General features: G+C 71.7%; 15 protein-coding genes. 7 read left to right on the forward strand and 8 right to left on the reverse strand.

Features of this window, described 5'->3' with window-relative positions:
• Positions 1-38: 38 nt before the first annotated feature.
• Both ACF1A5_RS10115 and ACF1A5_RS10120 read right to left on the reverse strand, forming a co-directional pair.
• Entirely contained in the window at positions 39-1,754 is a 1,716-nt protein-coding gene (locus tag ACF1A5_RS10115; protein WP_392192362.1) for a bifunctional 3'-5' exonuclease/DNA polymerase, read from the reverse strand.
• Positions 1,755-1,863: 109 nt separating this feature from the next.
• On the reverse strand, positions 1,864-2,649 hold the full coding sequence (locus ACF1A5_RS10120) for a Clp protease N-terminal domain-containing protein (RefSeq protein ID WP_392192363.1): 786 nt from the start codon (positions 2,647-2,649) through the stop codon (positions 1,864-1,866).
• Between the two features lie 133 nt (positions 2,650-2,782).
• Here ACF1A5_RS10120 and ACF1A5_RS10125 point away from each other — a divergent pair, with 133 nt between their 5' ends.
• Positions 2,783-3,949: a DUF2786 domain-containing protein gene (locus ACF1A5_RS10125; protein ID WP_392192364.1), complete on the forward strand. Its 1,167-nt coding sequence runs from the start codon at positions 2,783-2,785 to the stop codon at positions 3,947-3,949.
• 188 nt (positions 3,950-4,137) lie between these two features.
• Here the strand turns inward: ACF1A5_RS10125 and ACF1A5_RS10130 are convergent, their stop codons facing one another.
• A complete protein-coding gene (locus tag ACF1A5_RS10130) occupies positions 4,138-4,671 on the reverse strand; it encodes a DUF4232 domain-containing protein (RefSeq protein WP_392192365.1) in 534 nt (177 codons plus the stop codon).
• 157 nt (positions 4,672-4,828) lie between these two features.
• The gene (locus ACF1A5_RS10135) at positions 4,829-5,356 is read right to left on the reverse strand and encodes a hypothetical protein (protein ID WP_392192366.1); all 528 of its coding nucleotides are present in this window, start codon (positions 5,354-5,356) and stop codon (positions 4,829-4,831) included.
• 436 nt (positions 5,357-5,792) lie between these two features.
• Between ACF1A5_RS10135 and ACF1A5_RS10140 the strand changes: the two genes are divergently transcribed.
• Entirely contained in the window at positions 5,793-6,062 is a 270-nt protein-coding gene (locus ACF1A5_RS10140) for a DUF397 domain-containing protein (protein ID WP_392192367.1), read from the forward strand.
• 92 nt (positions 6,063-6,154) lie between these two features.
• Here ACF1A5_RS10140 and ACF1A5_RS10145 read toward each other — a convergent pair whose 3' ends face one another.
• The gene (locus tag ACF1A5_RS10145; RefSeq protein ID WP_392192368.1) at positions 6,155-6,652 is read right to left on the reverse strand and encodes an ATP-binding protein; all 498 of its coding nucleotides are present in this window, start codon (positions 6,650-6,652) and stop codon (positions 6,155-6,157) included.
• Between the two features lie 337 nt (positions 6,653-6,989).
• On the opposite strand from ACF1A5_RS10145, the gene ACF1A5_RS10150 reads away from it, so the two are divergent.
• The 3 genes from ACF1A5_RS10150 (at position 6,990) to ACF1A5_RS10160 (ending at position 10,140) form a co-directional block, all read left to right on the forward strand.
• Entirely contained in the window at positions 6,990-7,814 is an 825-nt protein-coding gene (locus ACF1A5_RS10150) for a helix-turn-helix domain-containing protein (RefSeq protein ID WP_392192441.1), read from the forward strand.
• Between the two features lie 187 nt (positions 7,815-8,001).
• Positions 8,002-9,462, forward strand: a complete 1,461-nt coding sequence (locus ACF1A5_RS10155) for an aldehyde dehydrogenase family protein (RefSeq protein WP_392192369.1) — start codon at positions 8,002-8,004, stop codon at positions 9,460-9,462.
• Between the two features lie 129 nt (positions 9,463-9,591).
• Complete coding sequence (locus tag ACF1A5_RS10160; RefSeq protein ID WP_392192370.1) at positions 9,592-10,140, forward strand: DinB family protein; 549 nt, start codon at positions 9,592-9,594, stop codon at positions 10,138-10,140.
• 124 nt (positions 10,141-10,264) lie between these two features.
• Here ACF1A5_RS10160 and ACF1A5_RS10165 read toward each other — a convergent pair whose 3' ends face one another.
• Together ACF1A5_RS10165 and ACF1A5_RS10170 are read right to left on the reverse strand one after the other, a co-directional pair.
• A complete protein-coding gene (locus ACF1A5_RS10165) occupies positions 10,265-11,677 on the reverse strand; it encodes a glutamate decarboxylase (protein ID WP_392192371.1) in 1,413 nt (470 codons plus the stop codon).
• Positions 11,678-11,817: 140 nt separating this feature from the next.
• Positions 11,818-13,101, reverse strand: coding sequence for an ion channel protein (locus ACF1A5_RS10170; protein WP_392192372.1), 1,284 nt, complete (start codon positions 13,099-13,101; stop codon positions 11,818-11,820).
• A 127-nt stretch (positions 13,102-13,228) separates the two neighbouring features.
• Between ACF1A5_RS10170 and ACF1A5_RS10175 the strand changes: the two genes are divergently transcribed.
• Positions 13,229-13,990: a MerR family transcriptional regulator gene (locus ACF1A5_RS10175; RefSeq protein ID WP_392192373.1), complete on the forward strand. Its 762-nt coding sequence runs from the start codon at positions 13,229-13,231 to the stop codon at positions 13,988-13,990.
• A gap of 132 nt (positions 13,991-14,122) precedes the next feature.
• Here ACF1A5_RS10175 and ACF1A5_RS10180 read toward each other — a convergent pair whose 3' ends face one another.
• Positions 14,123-14,488, reverse strand: coding sequence for a YbjQ family protein (locus ACF1A5_RS10180; protein ID WP_392192374.1), 366 nt, complete (start codon positions 14,486-14,488; stop codon positions 14,123-14,125).
• Between the two features lie 140 nt (positions 14,489-14,628).
• Between ACF1A5_RS10180 and ACF1A5_RS10185 the strand changes: the two genes are divergently transcribed.
• Complete coding sequence (locus ACF1A5_RS10185) at positions 14,629-15,798, forward strand: DedA family protein (RefSeq protein ID WP_392192375.1); 1,170 nt, start codon at positions 14,629-14,631, stop codon at positions 15,796-15,798.
• Positions 15,799-15,809: the final 11 nt, after the last annotated feature.

Here is a 15,809-nt window from a genome sequence, read left to right on the forward strand (position 1 = left end):
CCTCACACGGTCGCCTCACCCGGCGCGCTCCCGCGGCCTCACTTGGCGTCCGCGTAGCACTCCACCACCGCCGTCGTGAACGGGAAGCGGACCGGTGTCTCACCGAATGTCAGCCGCCCCGCCAGCTCCGCCGCGTCCCGGATCGCCCCGACCACCGTGTCGGCCTCCTCCGCCGGACAGTGCACGATCACCTCGTCGTGCTGGAAGAAGACCAGCTCGGCGGCCATGTCGCGGCAGGTCCGCCGCAGTGCGGCGAGCAGCAGCAGCGCCCAGTCCGCAGCGCTGCCCTGGACGACGAAGTTGCGCGCGAACCGGCCGCGGGCGCGCGAGTCGGTCGAGGCGTAGCCGGGCATCCACTGCCGGTCGTGCCGGTCGTGCCCGTCGGCGGATCCTTCGGTATCCCCGTCCTGTGCCACCGGGATACCGGCTTCCTCCGCCGCGTCGTCGCCCCGCCCCGCCGCGGGCGGGCAGGTGCGGCCCAGCCAGGTCCGTACGAGCCGCCCCTCCTCACCGGCCCGCGCCGCCTCGTCGACGTACGCCACCGCCCGGGGGAAGCGGCGTCTGAGCGCGGCGAGGTTCTTCAGGCCGTCGCCGGAGGTCTGCCCGTAGACCGCGCCGAGCACGGCGAGCTTGGCCTGGGCGCGGTCGCCGGAGAAGGCGCGGTCGGAGACGGACTGGTAGAGGTCGGTCTCCCGCCCGGCCACCTCCATCAGACCGGGATCGCGGGAGATCGCCGCCAGCACGCGCGGCTCCATCTGGTCGGCGTCGGCGACGACGAGCCGCCAGCCGGGGTCCGCGACCACGGCACGCCGGATGACCTTGGGGATCTGCAGGGCGCCCCCGCCGTTGGTCACCCAGCGCCCGGTGACCGTGCCGCCCGCGAGGAACTCCGGCCGGAACCGTCCGTCGCGCACCCAGTCCTGGAGCCAGGACCAGCCGTGGGCGACCCAGATCCGGTACAGACGCTTGTAGGCGAGCAGGGGCTCGACGGCCGGGTGGTCGACGGACTGGAGCTCCCAGCGGCGGGTGGACCCGACCTTGACGCCGGCCCGGGCGAAGGCCTTCACGACGTCGGCGGGCAGATCGGGCCGCACCCGGCGGCCGAAGGCGGCCGACACCTCGTCGGCGAGTTCGGCGAGACGGCGGGGCTCGCCGCCGCCGGCGTAGCGCTCGCCGAGCAGTTCGCGCAGCACCTGGCGGTGCACGTCCGCGCGCCACGGCAGGCCCGCGCGGTTCATCTCCGCGGCGACGAGCATCCCGGCCGACTCGGCGGCCGTCAGCAGGTGCATGCGGTCGGGGTGGGCGGCCCGGTCGTGCCGCCGCCGCTGCTCGGCGTAGACCGCGAGCAGGTCTTCCAGGGGGAGGCGCGCGCCCTGCGGTTCGAAGAGGGCCGACTGCGCGCCGGGTTCGGCGGACCGCTGCGGCGGATCCGGCGGTACGGGACCGCCGCGCAGCCGGGCCAGGGCGGCGGCCGCCGAGCGGGGCTCGCCACAGTGCCCTTCGTGGCCGAGCAGGAGTGTCTCGGCGTCCTCGATGTCGTAGCACCGCTCCACTCGCACCCCCGCGGCGAGCAGGCGCGGATAGACCTCGGCGGTGGACCGCCACACCCACCGCGCGACGTCCGGTCTGCCGCTCACGGCCGCGGCGAGGTCGGGCTCCCGGCGCACCGGCCCGGCGGGCAGCCCGTCCGGACCGAGGGGGGCGACCTGAACGCCGCCGTCCTCGGTCGGAGCGATCGCCCACCGGCCGGTCATGCCGCGAGTGTCGCAGGCGGGTCTGACAACGGCCGTGACCTGCGGGTTCCGGTGGGCTTCCGCTGTTTCCCGGGTGGGCTGCCGCTACGTCCCGGTCCGTCCGTTTTCCTTAATCGCCCTGTTCTCCTTGCTGCTCTTGTTCCCCCTGTTCCCTCTGTTCCCTCTGCTCCTCCTGGGGGCGGGTCTCCAGCAGTTCAGCCAGGACCGCCGTGACGTACTCCTCGGTGCGCGCCTTGTCGAGGCCGAGGTCGCTCAGGAGGCCCGTGCCGTTCTCCAGCTCCAGCAGGGCCAGCAGGATGTGTTCGGTGCCGATGTAGTTGTGGCCGAGGCGCAGGGCCTCGCGGAAGGTGAGTTCCAGGGCCTTCTTGGCGGCCGGGCCGTACGGGACCAGCTCGGGAGCGTCAGCGGACGCCGGGGGCAGCGCGGCGGTCGCGGCCTCGCGGACCGTGTCCAGGGGGACGCCCTGCGCCTGGATCGCCTTCGCGGCGAGGCCCTCGCGCTCGGCGAGCAGCCCGAGGACCAGGTGCGCGGGCAGCCCCTCCGCGCTCTTGGCGGCCTGGGCGCGGTCGTGGGCGGCCATGACGACCTTGCGGGCGCGGGGCGTGTACCGGCTGAAGCCCTGGCTTGGGTCGAGGTCGGTCGGTTCCTTGGGCACGAACCGCTTCTGCGCGGCCTGCCGGGTGACGCCCATGCTCCTGCCGATGTCGGTCCAGGAGGCGCCCGAGCGCCGAGCCTGGTCGACGAAGTGCCCGATGAGGTGGTCCGCCACCTCTCCGAGGTGTTCGCCGGCGATCACGGCGTCCTGGAGCTGTTCGAGGGGCTCCTGGTGAGAGTTCTTGATGGCCGAGATGAGGTCGTCGAGTCGGATGGACGACCTGATGGAAGGGTTCGCCATGTGTCAACCTTAGGTTGACAGAGGGTGGCCGTCAACCCGAAGTTGACAACCAGCGGCCGTGCGGGTGCCGGCGCCCGAAAAGTTGTCCACAGGGTGTGGATGCGGTGTCGCGGCCTCATGGCACGATCGACGCGTGAGTGATCCCAGCGCCGTCGACCGCGCCTTCCAGGCCGCGCTCTACGCCCGTACCGACGACTCCCTCGACCTCGGCGCCTCCCTGCTCGCGGCCGACCCGGCCGTCGACGCCGAACTCGCCCGGCGTGGGCAGGAGTTCGTGGCGGCGGCATGGCGGCGGGGCTGGCAGCCGGCCGACGTCGTACGGATCGTGCGGCGGGAGCTGGACGAGGCGCACCTGCGCCTTCTGGCGGTGCTCGTCCGCGCCCAGGCGCCCGCGGACCGGCCGCGCGGCCGCCGCTGGGCAGCCCAGCTCGACGAACTGACCCGCGAGGAGCCCGCCCGCACCGACCGGTTCACGCACGCCACCACCGTCCTGGAGCTGTACCGCCTGCTGCTGCGGCTGCCCACGCTGGAAGCCCTCGACGAGCCGGGTGCCGGGGCCGGTTCCAGTCGCGGCGCCGAGCGCGGGTCGGACCGAGGAAACCGGGCCGACGCCGAGCGGGCGCCCGGGACCGACTCCCGGATGCTCACCCGGATCCGTGCGTTGCTGGCCAAGGCGGAGGCGACCGGGTTTCCGGAGGAGGCGGAGGCGCTCAGCGCCAAGGCGCAGGAGCTGATGGCGCGGCACAGCATCGACGAGGCGCTGCTCGCGTCCCGCGGCCAGGCCCCCGACGCGCCCGGAGCCTGCCGTATCGGCGTGGAACCGCCGTACGAGCAGGCCAAGGCCGTCCTGCTGGACGCCGTCGCCACCGCCAACCACTGCCGGGCCGTGTGGAACGAGCCTTTCGGCTTCTCCACCGTCGTCGGCTTCGAGGCCGACCTGGAGGCGGTCGAGATCCTCTACACCTCGCTGCTCGTCCAGGCCACGACCGCGATGACCAGGGCCGAGGCGGCGCAGCGCGCGGGCGGCCGCAAGCGGACCAAGACCTTCCGGCAGTCCTTCCTCGCCGCCTACGCCCACCGCATAGGCACCCGTCTCGCGGCCGCCGCGGAGACCCAGGTCACCGAGGACCTGCTTCCGGTGCTGGCGAGCCGGGACGTGGCGGTCACCGACCGCCTCGACCGCCTGTTCCCGGAGACGACCACCACCCGCCTGCGCGGGGTGAGCGACGTGGACGGCTGGACGGAGGGCGCCCGGGCGGCGGACCGGGCACAGATGAGAGCCCGGCCACGACTGGGCTGACCCCGGCGCCGCCCACGGGGAAGCGCACGCCGCGAGCGGAGGGGCGCGCGTGCCGTAAACCTCGCGCCCCGAGCCGCTGTCCCGCGCGCTCCGAGCCGGGCGCCAGCCGACCCCGGCCGTCGACCCGCACCCCGAGCCGCGCCGCGCCGCCCGAGCCGCGCCGCGCCGCGCCGCCCGATCCGCCCCTCTCAGTCCCCGGCCTGAGTGAAGGCGGTCACCGTGGCGTTCGGGTCGGTCGCGTTCTTCTTGCCCTGGACCGGGCCGTAGGACCAGGTGAAGCTCTTGCTGTCGGTGGCTCCGGGCAGGGTGAGCTTCAGCGTCTTCGCCGCCAGGCTGTTCGGGTCGCCCTCCTTGCCCCGCACGTAGGTGAGAGTGAAGGTCGCCGTGGCGTCCTTGGCGAGGGTCAGCTTCTGCGGGGCGCCGGCCCTGTCCGCGGCCACGGTCGCCGAGGTGCTCGCGGCGGCCAGCTCGACGCCGGGGAAGCCCTGCAGGGTGCACTGGGCGCCGTGGTTGGAGAGGGTGACCGGGACGTCGCCGGAGTCGCCTGCCGCGGGCGCGGTGTTGGCGGGGCCCACCTGCACCCCGAGGTCGCCGATCCGGCAGGCCGTGCCGTCGGTGTTCTTGCTCCCGGTGTCGTCGCCGCCTCCGCTGCCGCCACTGCCGCAGGCGGTGAGGAGGAGGGCCGCGGCGAGGGCGGTGACAGTGATCGGAATCGCGCGCATGAGGTGGTTCCTTGGGGTCCGTGACGATGCCCCAGGATCATCGCGCACGAGCGCGCTGCGCGTGGCCGCATTCGGCCGCCGTACCCGGACCCCGTGCGGCCCGGCCGGCGCCGGTGCGACGGCCGGGGCCGACCGCACCGCGCCGACCTGGGTGAACTCAGGAGCCGAGGCTCGCCGTGGGCAGGCCGGGCGGGAGCGTCCCGCCTTCGGAACGGGTGTACGTCTCCTTGCCGAGACCACCCTCCCAGGTGATTTTGAGGGTGTCCTTGTTGACGGAGTCCACCATGCCGGTGGTGCGGTCCTTGCCACCGTCCGCGCACTTCAGATGGATCATCCGCATTCCGGACTCCTCGCCGGCCGTCCCGCTGCACACGGACCCGCCGGTGGTGAACAGTCCCGCCTTGGCGCCGGTGATCACCAGCGCGACTGCCTTGCCTCCGGTGGTGGCGAGCCAACTGCCCTCCAGCCCGGCGTCCTTGCCCGTCGAGCCGCCCGTGCCACCGCCGCTGTCCGCGGTGGCGGTGGGGGAGGCGTCGGCGGTGGACGAGGCGTCGTCCTTGGCACCGCCGCCGCTGCCGCAGGCGGTCAGTGCGAGCGCGCCGGCCAGGGTCACGGCCGCGGCCGCGGTCCGCGTCCGGCGGCGCGCGACGGTACGGGAGACAGGTGAGAGGGTCGGCGTGGTCACTGGCAGCTCCCAAGCGTGGGCCGAAACGACCGCAGCAAGCTACCAGGCCCGGCCGACGGGGCCGTGGGCTCCCGTTCACCTCGCCTCCCCCGCCCATCTGCCGGACCCGCACATGGACGCTGGAACAGGAAGGCCGCGGCGAGCGTCTCCTACAGGAGACACGACTACGGGAGCACGACCGATCGGATCCGGACGCCCCCGCGCCGAGGGCGGCGCGGCCGATCATGGACAGGGGGCGGCGCTCGCATGTACTGCGGGTCCCTGGGCAGACGCCGCCACAGTTCGAGCAGAGCGAGCGTCAAAGCTGTAACGGCCGCACCACTGCGCGTGCACGTGCATCCGCCCATGCATCTGCACGTGAACGGGGCTATGATCCGGGTCAGTTGACCGATGCATCAATGGCCACACCAGCCAGTGCACCACCGGGGAGCGACCTGTGGACCACGACGTTGAGGGCGTGCACGGGGGGTACGACGTGCACAACGGCATGGCGGCCACGCAACTGAGCGGGGCGGCCTGGCAGAAGAGCCGGCACAGCAATTCGCAGGGATCCTGCGTGGAGTTCGCGCGCCTGCCGGGGGGAGAGGTGGCCGTGCGCAACTCGCGGTTTCCCGACGGTCCCGCGCTCGTCTACACGCGCGCGGAGATCGAGGCGATGCTGCTCGGTATCAAGGACGGCGAGTTCGACCACCTGATCCTGGGCTGATGCCGCATCGGGTCAGGGGCGACTCGGGGCAATCGTCGCGTAACGCTCGGTGACGCGCGTAGAATCGCGGCGTCGCTCGACGCCGCGGCTCGTCATTCGGCCGGCTGGAGCCGGAACAGCGCCCAGACCACCTTGCCGTTCAGCGTGCCGGAGAGCGGCTGCCAGCCCCAGCTGTCACTGAAGGAGTCGACGAGGAACAGGCCGCGGCCCGACTCCGCCGAGCAGTCGTCCGGGTCCCGGGCGACCGGGCTGTCCCGGCTGGGGTCGCGTACGGCGCACACCAGCCGCTCGGTCCAGCGCATCAGGTGCAGGCGCACGGGCGAACTCTGCTCGCCGGTCCGCGGCGTGGACGCCGGCAGCGCGTGCCGCAGGGCGTTGGTGACCAGTTCGGAGACCACCAGGCAGACGTCGTCGAAGCGGTCGTCCGTGTTCCACTGGTCCAGCGTTCTGCGGGTGAACTGCCGTGCCTCGCGCACTGCTTCGTAACGGGCGGGCAGGGCGCAGGAGGCGGCGTTGGACACGGCCGCGAGGTCGAGCGGCGGAAGGCCCTGCCGTAACGGCTCGAGCATGGTCGATCCATTCGTCCCCATGCGAGGCACTCCCGGGAATTCGCGGTCGTTGCGATGCAGCGGTGGCGCGGGACCATGGTTTCGGATGCGTACAGCAGATGCAAGGGCAGATGCACGTGCACCTGACCGAATTGGCCCCTCGCGTACCGCTTACAGGCCATTTTTTCCGCCCACTTCTCGCCCTCGTCGTGCCCCCTTCGTGCCACCGACCGTGCGCACTTTCTTCGATCTCTTTCCGTTTGTGTAATCGCGCGAGTACTGCTCGAAGTGATTTAGTGGCAGACTGCGGCCCTTGAGGACGGGGTTGGGGAGGCTGACGGACGTGAGCGCGGGAGAGCCCGGATCGGTGGTGCGGCGCATGCTGCTCGGCTCGCAACTCAGGCGACTGCGTGAGGCCCGGGGAATCACGCGAGAGGCCGCGGGCTACTCGATCCGCGCCTCGGAATCGAAGATCAGCCGCATGGAGCTGGGCCGGGTGAGCTTCAAGACGAGAGACGTAGAAGACCTGTTGACGCTGTACGGCATCACGGACGAGGCGGAGCGCACCTCGCTCCTCTCCCTCGCCAGGGAGGCCAACGTCGCGGGCTGGTGGCACAGTTACTCCGACGTCCTGCCCAGCTGGTTCCCCACCTATGTGGGCCTGGAGGGCGCGGCGTCGCTGATCCGGGTCTACGAGGTGCAGTTCGTGCACGGCCTGCTGCAGACCGAGGCGTACGCCCGCGCGGTGGTCCGGCGCGGTATGCAGGGCGCGAGCGAGGCCGACGTCGAGCGGCGGGTGGCGCTGCGCCTGGAACGGCAGAAGTACCTCGTCTCCGAGAACGCCCCGGAACTGCACATCGTCCTGGACGAGGCCGCCCTGCGCCGGCCGTACGGCGACCGTGAAGTGATGCGCGGCCAGCTCCAGCACCTGATCGAGGTCTCCGAGCGGCCCAACGTGCGGCTCCAGGTCATGCCGTTCGGCTTCGGCGGGCACTCCGGCGAGTCCGGCGCCTTCACGCTGCTGAGCTTCCCGGAGTCCGACCTGTCGGACGTCGTCTACCTGGAGCAGCTCACCAGCGCCCTCTATCTGGACAAGCGCGAGGACGTCGCCCAGTACGAGAAGGCGCTCAAGGAGCTGCAGCACGACAGCCCGGGCCCGGACCAGAGCCGCGACGTGCTGCGCGGGCTGCTGACCCTGTCCTAGCCCAGGTCACGGACCCGCCCCCGGATCCCGTCCCGAGTATTTCGCCGGAACACCTGAGCGAAGTCCCAACTGGTGTGCGACGACAGTACGATGACGCGTGATCAGGCAGACCTGAACGTGAAGTGATCGGGAGTTGATCGGGCTCCGACTGCTTCGACCGCCTCGGCAGCAGGGGGAAAGGGATCACATGTCGTCCTACTTCACCGACCTGGCACAGCAGTACATCGACGGTGAGTGGCGCCCGGGCACCGGCTCCTGGGACATCATCGACTTCGACCCGTACGACGACGAGAAGCTCGCCTCGATCACGATAGCCACGGCCGACGAGGTCGATCAGGCCTACCGGGCGGCCGCCCGCGCGCAGAAGGAGTGGGCGGCGACCAACGCCTACAGCCGCCGCGCGGTCTTCGAGAAGGTGCTGCGTTTGATCGAGGAGCGCGAGCAGGAGATAGCCGAGGTGATCACCGCGGAGCTCGGCGGCACGCGTCTGAAAGCCGGCTTCGAACTGCACCTCGCCAAGGAGTTCCTGCGCGAGTCGATCCATCTGGCACTGCGCCCCGAGGGCAGGATCATCCCCTCGCCGATCGACGGCAAGGAGAACCGCGTCTACCGCGTCCCGGTCGGCGTCGTCGGTGTGATCAGCCCCTTCAACTTCCCCTTCCTGCTGTCGATCAAGTCGGTCGCCCCGGCCCTCGCCCTCGGTAACGCGGTGGTGCTCAAGCCGCACCAGAACACGCCGATCACCGGCGGCTCGCTCATCGCGAAGATCTTCGAGGACGCGGGTCTCCCGGGCGGCCTGCTGAACGTCGTGATCACGGACATCGCCGAGATCGGCGACGCCTTCATCGAGCACCCGATCCCCAAGGTCATCTCCTTCACCGGCTCCGACGCCGTGGGACGGCACGTCGCCACCGTCTGCGCCTCCCACTTCAAGCGCTCGGTGCTCGAACTGGGCGGCAACAGCGCGCTGGTGGTGCTCGACGACGCGGACGTCGACTACGCGGTCGACGCGGCCGTCTTCAGCCGCTTCGTGCACCAGGGGCAGGTCTGCATGGCCGCGAACCGGGTGCTGGTGGACCGTTCGGTGGCCGACGAGTTCACCGACAAGTTCGTCGCCAAGGTCAAGTCCCTCAAGGTCGGCGACCCCCGCGACCCCGAGACGGTCATCGGCCCGGTGATCAACTCCTCGCAGGCGGACGCGGTGTCCGGCGTGGTCGAGCAGGCGATCGCCGAGGGCGCCACGGCGCTGGTGCGCGGCACCGCCACCGACAACCTGGTCGAACCGACCGTGCTGACCGGTGTCCCCGCCGGCTCGGCCCTGCTCCAGCAGGAGGTCTTCGGCCCGGTCGTCTTCCTCCTCCCCTTCGAAGGCGAGGAGGAGGCGGTCCGGATCGTCAACGACACCCCGTACGGCCTCAGCGGCGCCGTCCACACCGGTGACATCGAGCGCGGCGTGCGTTTCGCCCAGCAGATCGAGACCGGCATGTTCCACGTGAACGACGGCACCGTCCACGACGAGCCGCTCGTCCCCTTCGGCGGGGAGAAGCACTCCGGCCTCGGCCGCCTGAACGGCGAGACGACCCTGGAGGCCTTCACCACGGTCAAGTGGATCTCGGTGCAGCACGGCCGGAGCGGCTTCCCGTTCTAGCCCTCCGGCTCTCCCGGACCGGGCCTCCGGTTTTCCCGGACGACGGGCCCTTGCGGACAGAATCTGACCGCAAGGGCCCGTAGCTTCGTCGGTGTCAGGAAAGACGACCCCGACGAAGGGCGGCCGGTCATGGTCACGCACGTACGAGCCGAGGCACACGGAGACGAGCGCGGGGCGCTGCTGGCGTTCCTCGCGGAACAGCGCGGCGGTGTCCGCCGGGCGGTGCTCGGGCTGACCGAGGAGCAGGCCCGGTCGCGCCCCAGCGCGAGCGAACTGACCCTGGCCGGGCTGGTCAAGCACTGCGCCGAGGTCGAGCAGGCCTGGCTGGCGCGCGCCCGCCAGGAGCCGCCGGCCGTGGAGCGGAACCGGGCGAACTGGCACGAGTGCTTCCAGCTGGTCGGTGACGAGACGCTGGCGTCGCAGCTCGCGTACTGGGAGAAGGTCGAGGCCGAGACGGAGGCCTTCATCCGCTCGGTGCCGAGCCTCGACGACACCTTCCCGCTCCCGGACCAGCCCTGGTTCCCGCCGGACGAGCGCGTCTCCATGCGGTGGCTGTGCCTGCACCTCATCCGGGAGACCGCCCGGCACGCCGGCCACGCCGACATCGTCCGCGAGTCGCTGGACGGGAAGACGGCGTTCGAGCTGGTGGCGCTGGAACGGGGCACGTCCCGGGACTGACCGGGCCGGGCGGGCGCCGGACCCGCGCCCGCCCCGCCCGGTCGGCCCGCGGCGGCGCTCGGTGGTCAGTGACGGTCGCCGGTGGTCAGGGCGGTCGGCGGAGATCAGTGGCAGTCGGCGGAGATCAGTGGTGGAAGCCGGTCGCCGCCTGCCGGTCCCGGGTCATCGGGTGCGGCTGCCGGCGCAGCTCCGGCAGCAGCCGGTTCAGGTCGTCCAGGAACAGGTCCGCGAGGTCGACGGAGAAGCCGTTGCGGCACACCACCCGCAGCACCGAGAGGTCCTCCCGGTTCGCGGGGAAGGTGTACGCCGGCACCAGCCAGCCGCTCTCCCTCAGCCGCCGTGAGACGTCGAAGACGTCGTACGCCTCGACGTCGGAGGCGGTCGTGAACGCGAACACCGGCAGCTCGTCGCCCCTGGTGAGCAGCTCGAAGTCGCCGAGTGCCTCGATGCGTTCGGCGAGTCCGCGCGCCACGTTCCGGGTGGACTGCTGCACCAGCCGGAAGCCCTCGCGGCCCAGGCGCAGGAACGTGTAGTACTGCGCGACGACCTGCGCGCCCGGGCGGGAGAAGTTGAGCGCGAAGGTCGGCATGTCGCCGCCCAGGTAGTTGACCCGGAAGACCAGCTCCTCCGGCAGTGCCTCCTTGTCGCGCCACAGCGCCCAGCCGACACCCGGGTAGACCAGCCCGTACTTGTGCCCCGAGGTGTTGATCGAGGCCACGCGCGGGAGGCGGAAGTCCCATTCCAGGTCCTCGTCGAGGAAGGGCGCGATCATCGCGCCCGATGCGCCGTCGACGTGCACCGGGACGTCGAGGCCGGTGCGCTCCTGCAGTGCGTCCAGGGCAGCGCACAGGTCCGCGATCGGCTCGTAGGAGCCGTCGAAGGTGGAGCCGAGGATGCCGACGACACCGATGGTGTTCTCGTCGCACAGGTCGGCGGCGGCCTGCGGATCGAGGTGGAAGCGGTCGCCCTCCATGGGGACCTGGCGGGCCTCCACCTCCCAGAAGGTGCAGAACTTCTCCCAGCAGACCTGCACGTTGACGCCCATGACGAGGTTCGGGCGGGCCTCCCTGCCCGGGTACCGGTCGGCGTTGCGCCGTGCCCAGCGCCGCTTGAGCGCCATCCCGGCGAGCATGCACGCCTCGCTCGACCCGGTCGTCGAACAGCCCACGGCCGCCTCCGGGTCCGGCGCGTTCCACAGATGGGCGAGCATGGCCACGCAGCGCCGCTCCAGCTCGGCGGTGCGCGGGTACTCGTCCTTGTCGATCATGTTCTTGTCGCGGCACTCCGCCATCAGCTGCCCGGCCTGGGGCTCCATCCAGGTGGTGACGAAGGTGGCCAGGTTCAGACGGGAGTTGCCGTCCAGCATCAGCTCGTCGTGCACGAGCTGATGCGCCGTCGTGGGCGCCATCGGGGCGTCCGGGAGCCGGTGTTTGGGCGGGGCCTCGGTCATGTTGCCGACCGGGTTGGCCTCGCCGTAGAAGGGGTTGACGGACACGGGGCGCTCGTCGCGCTTGCGATGGCCGTGGTGGAGCGGCATGAACGGTCCTCCTGGAGGAGCGGGGATTCACGGGGTCGGGGGGGTGAGAGAGCAAGGAGTCGAGAGAGCAAGTAGTCGAGAGAGCAAGGAGCCGAGAAAGCATGGGCCCGGAGAGCAACGGGTGCTACAGACAAGGGGGTTCACGACGTCGCCGTACCGTCCCCCTTCAGCTGCATCTTCGGCCGCCCGGTCACCAGCAGCCAGGCCGGCAGCGAGGCGACGCAGAGCAGGGTCAGGATCATCGGCGAGGCCACGAGGACCGCGGCCGTGAACAGACTGAGCCAGCCCTGCCGGGTGGTGGCCAGCAGGATGCCCAGCACGGCGGACGCCACGCCCGGCGCGGGATGCACCGCGGGCACCAGGGCATGGGCGCACAGGCCGAAGGCCGTACCGACGAAGATGGCCGGGAAGATCCGGCCGCCGCGGAAGCCGCAGGACGCGGCGACGACCAGCGCGGCCAGCTTGACCACCGCCATGACGGCGAACCGACCCGCCGTCCAGCCGTCGGGGTTGCGCGCCAGCTCCGCCACCTCGGACAGCCCCTTGAAGAGCGTCAGCGGCCCGCCGAGCGCCCCGAGCAGACCCAGGACCAGCCCGCCGGCCGGCAGGGCCAGCATCGGGTGCCCGAGGCGCCCGAAGGCCCGGTGGACGTACGGAAAGACGTACACGGCGCACATGCCGAGCACGGCCGCCAGGGGCGCGACCACCAGCACCGACAGCAGGTCCTTCCAGGCGGGCTCGCCGAACTCGGGCAGACGCAGGTCGAGGCTCGGATGGGCCACCAGGGTGGCGGTCATGGATCCCACTGCCGCGGCCGCCAGCGGAGCGAAGACGTTGTCCCACAGCGCCCCCCTCACCGGACGTCCGGCCAGCGCCTCGGAGATCACCAGCGCGGCCGCCACCGGCGTGCCGAACAGGGCACCGATCGTCGCCGCCTCCGCCAGCGCGGCCCACGCGGCGCCCGGCACCCGGGGCAGCAGCCTGCGCCCGGCCCAGAACGCGAGCCCGACGTTGACCGCGATGATCGGGTTCTCCGGACCCAGGCTGGGACCGCCCGCCAGCATCAGGACGGCCGCCAGCAGCAGACCGGGGAGCACACGCGGCGCCATCGGGGCGGCCGTGAGGCCCAGGGTCGCCGGGTCGGGACCCGCGTGGCCCGGCACCTTCCACACCACCAGCCCCACCGCCACGCCGGTCGCGGTGAGCATGATGAGCATCCAGGCCACCGAGTACGGCCCGACCCCGAGCGCCCCGGGCAGGTTCCCCCACAGCACCCGCTGCAACCGCTCCGCCACCCCGCTCACCAGGAGGAACAGCAGACTCGCGGCGACCCCGACGACGAAGGCGGGCACGAGCATCGTCAGCAGGACGCGTGCCGGAGCCGCCGGGGTGCCGGCGGGCTGCTGAGCGGTGTCCTGGGTCACGCGCTCACGATAAGCGGACAAATGCCGCCCAACATCCGGAGGAAAACCCGCCCCGGAGGCCGAACGGGCTTGCACCTCACGCCGCGTGAGGGCGCAGCGTGGAGGGCGGAACGAGAAGGGAGCGGAAGTGAGCTACTCCGTGGGACAGGTCGCCGGCTTCGCCGGGGTGACGGTGCGCACCCTGCACCACTACGACGGCATCGGCCTGCTGGTCCCCGGCGAGCGCAGCCACGCGGGGCACCGGCGCTACACCGACGCCGACCTCGACCGGTTGCAGCGGATCCTGTTCTACAAGGAGCTCGGCTTCCCGCTCGAGGAGGTCGCCGCGCTGCTCGACGACCCGGACGTGGACCCGCGCGCGCAGCTGCGCCGCCGGCACGAGGTGCTGATCGCCCGGATCGAGAGACTGCAGAAGATGGCGGCGGCCGTGGAGCACGCCATGGAGGCACGCAGAATGGGCATCAACCTCACGCCCGAGGAGCGGTTCGAGGTCTTCGGGGACCACGACCCCGGGCAGTACGCCGAGGAGACGGAGCGGCGCTGGGGCGGCACGGAGGCGTACGCCGAGTCGCAGCGCCGGGCCGCCCGCTACACCAAGGACGACTGGCAGCGGATGCAGGCCGAGTCCGACGCCTGGAACGCGCGCTACGCGGACGTGGTGGCCGCCGGCGGGCCGCCCACCGGCGAGGCGGCCATGGACCTGGCCGAGGAGCACCGCCGGCACATCTCCCGCTGGTTCTACGAGTGCCCGTACGACATGCACCGGTGCCTGGCCGGGATGTACGTCGCCGACGAGCGCTTCAAGGCGTTCTACGACGCGATGCGTCCGGGTCTCGCCGAGCACCTCAAGGGGGCGATCCTCGCCAACGCGGACCGGCACGACTGCTGACCCGGACGCCGCGACCGCGGCCCGGGACCGCGCAGGCCCGGGAGCCCGGCCCGGAGCCCCGTCCAGGGACCCCGGCCCGGGAGTCCGGCCCAGAACCCCGCCCAGGACCTCGGCCCGGGAACCCCGTGCGGGTCACTCCCGGGCCAGGACCACCGCCGTGCCGTACGCGCAGACCTCGGTGCCCACGTCCGCCGCCTCGCTCACGTCGAAGCGGAACGCCAGCACCGCGTCGGCGCCCCGCGCGCGTGCCTGCTCCACGAGCCGCTCCATGGCCTGGTTGCGGGTCTGCACCAGCGTCTTGGTGAGCCCCTTGAGCTCACCGCCGATCATCGACTTCAGACCCGCGCCGATCTGGCTGCCCAGGTGCCGGGACCGCACGGTCAGGCCGAAGACCTCGCCGATGACCTGCTGCACACGGAAGCCGGGCACGTCGTTCGTGGTCACGACCAGCACCTCCGGGTGGGGGCCCTGGCCGCCGCCGTAATCCTCGATTCCCATGGTTCTCAGCTTGGGTCAGGGAGGGTTGCCGTGCATCCTGGTCGGCACATGTGGAACCCGTTCCGCAGACCATGCGTTGATAGCTTTGTGCGGCCGCACCCCCGACGCCGTACCTCCCACCCCCTCAGGAGCCCGGAACCGTGATGACGCTTGCCCTCGGCCCGAGCTGGCTCGATCCGAACCACCTCCTCGACACGTTCGGCATCTGGGGGCTGCTCCTCATCGTCTTCGCCGAGTCCGGCCTGCTCATCGGCTTCTTCCTGCCGGGCGACTCCCTGCTGTTCACGTGCGGTCTGCTGATCACCTCGCACCAGATGGACTTCCCGCTGTGGGGCGCGATCGCCCTGATCTGCGTCGCCGCGATCCTCGGCGACCAGGCGGGCTACATGTTCGGCAAGAAGGTGGGCCCGTCCCTCTTCAACCGCCCTGACTCCCGCCTGTTCAAGCAGGAGAACGTCACCAAGGCGCACGAGTTCTTCGAGAAGTACGGTCCGAAGTCCCTGGTCCTGGCCCGTTTCGTGCCGATCGTGCGCACCTTCACGCCGATCGTCGCGGGTGTCAGCGGCATGAGGTACCGCTCGTTCCTGGTCTTCAACGTCATCGGCGGCGTCCTGTGGGGCGCGGGCGTCACCCTGCTCGGCTCCTGGCTGGGCAACATCGCCTTCGTCAAGCAGAACATCGAGGCGATCCTCATCCTGATCGTCCTCGTCTCGGTGGTCCCGATCGCCATCGAGTTCCTGCGCGCCCGCTCCCAGGCGAAGAAGAACCCGCAGGAGCCGGCCGCCCCGTACCAGCAGCCGGCCGGACAGCCGCTCATGGACGACGCGACGACCCGGCTGCGCCGCGTCGAGCCGTCCCACCAGGAGCAGGGCCGGGTCCAGGGCCAGGACGGCGTCCGCGACCAGGGCCAGGGCCAGCGCCGGGAGCACGGCTACGGCGCCCTCCAGCAGCCCCAGCCCCACCAGCCCCAGCAGTACCCCCAGGAGCCGCAGCACTACGGCTCCTACGACCAGCGGTACTACGACGGCGGGCAGCAGGGGCAGCACCAGCAGCCGCAGTACCCGTCGCACCAGCAGCCGCAGTACCCCTCGCACCAGCAGCCGCAGTACCCGTCGCACCAGCAGTACCCGGACCAGCGGTACCCCCAGCAGCCGTACGACGGCCGGGCGGGCGCCCACGGGCAGGACCCGGGCCAGAACCAGACCCAGGGTCAGAACCAGGCCCAGGGGCAGAATCCGCGCCAGGACCGGGACCCGGGCCGCGACCGGCAGCAGTACCCGTACGACCAGGGCTACTACCGCGCCCCCTGAAGCCCTCCGAC

The organism is Streptomyces sp. NPDC014864, assembly GCF_043081525.1.
In the GTDB taxonomy this organism is placed as follows: domain Bacteria; phylum Actinomycetota; class Actinomycetes; order Streptomycetales; family Streptomycetaceae; genus Streptomyces.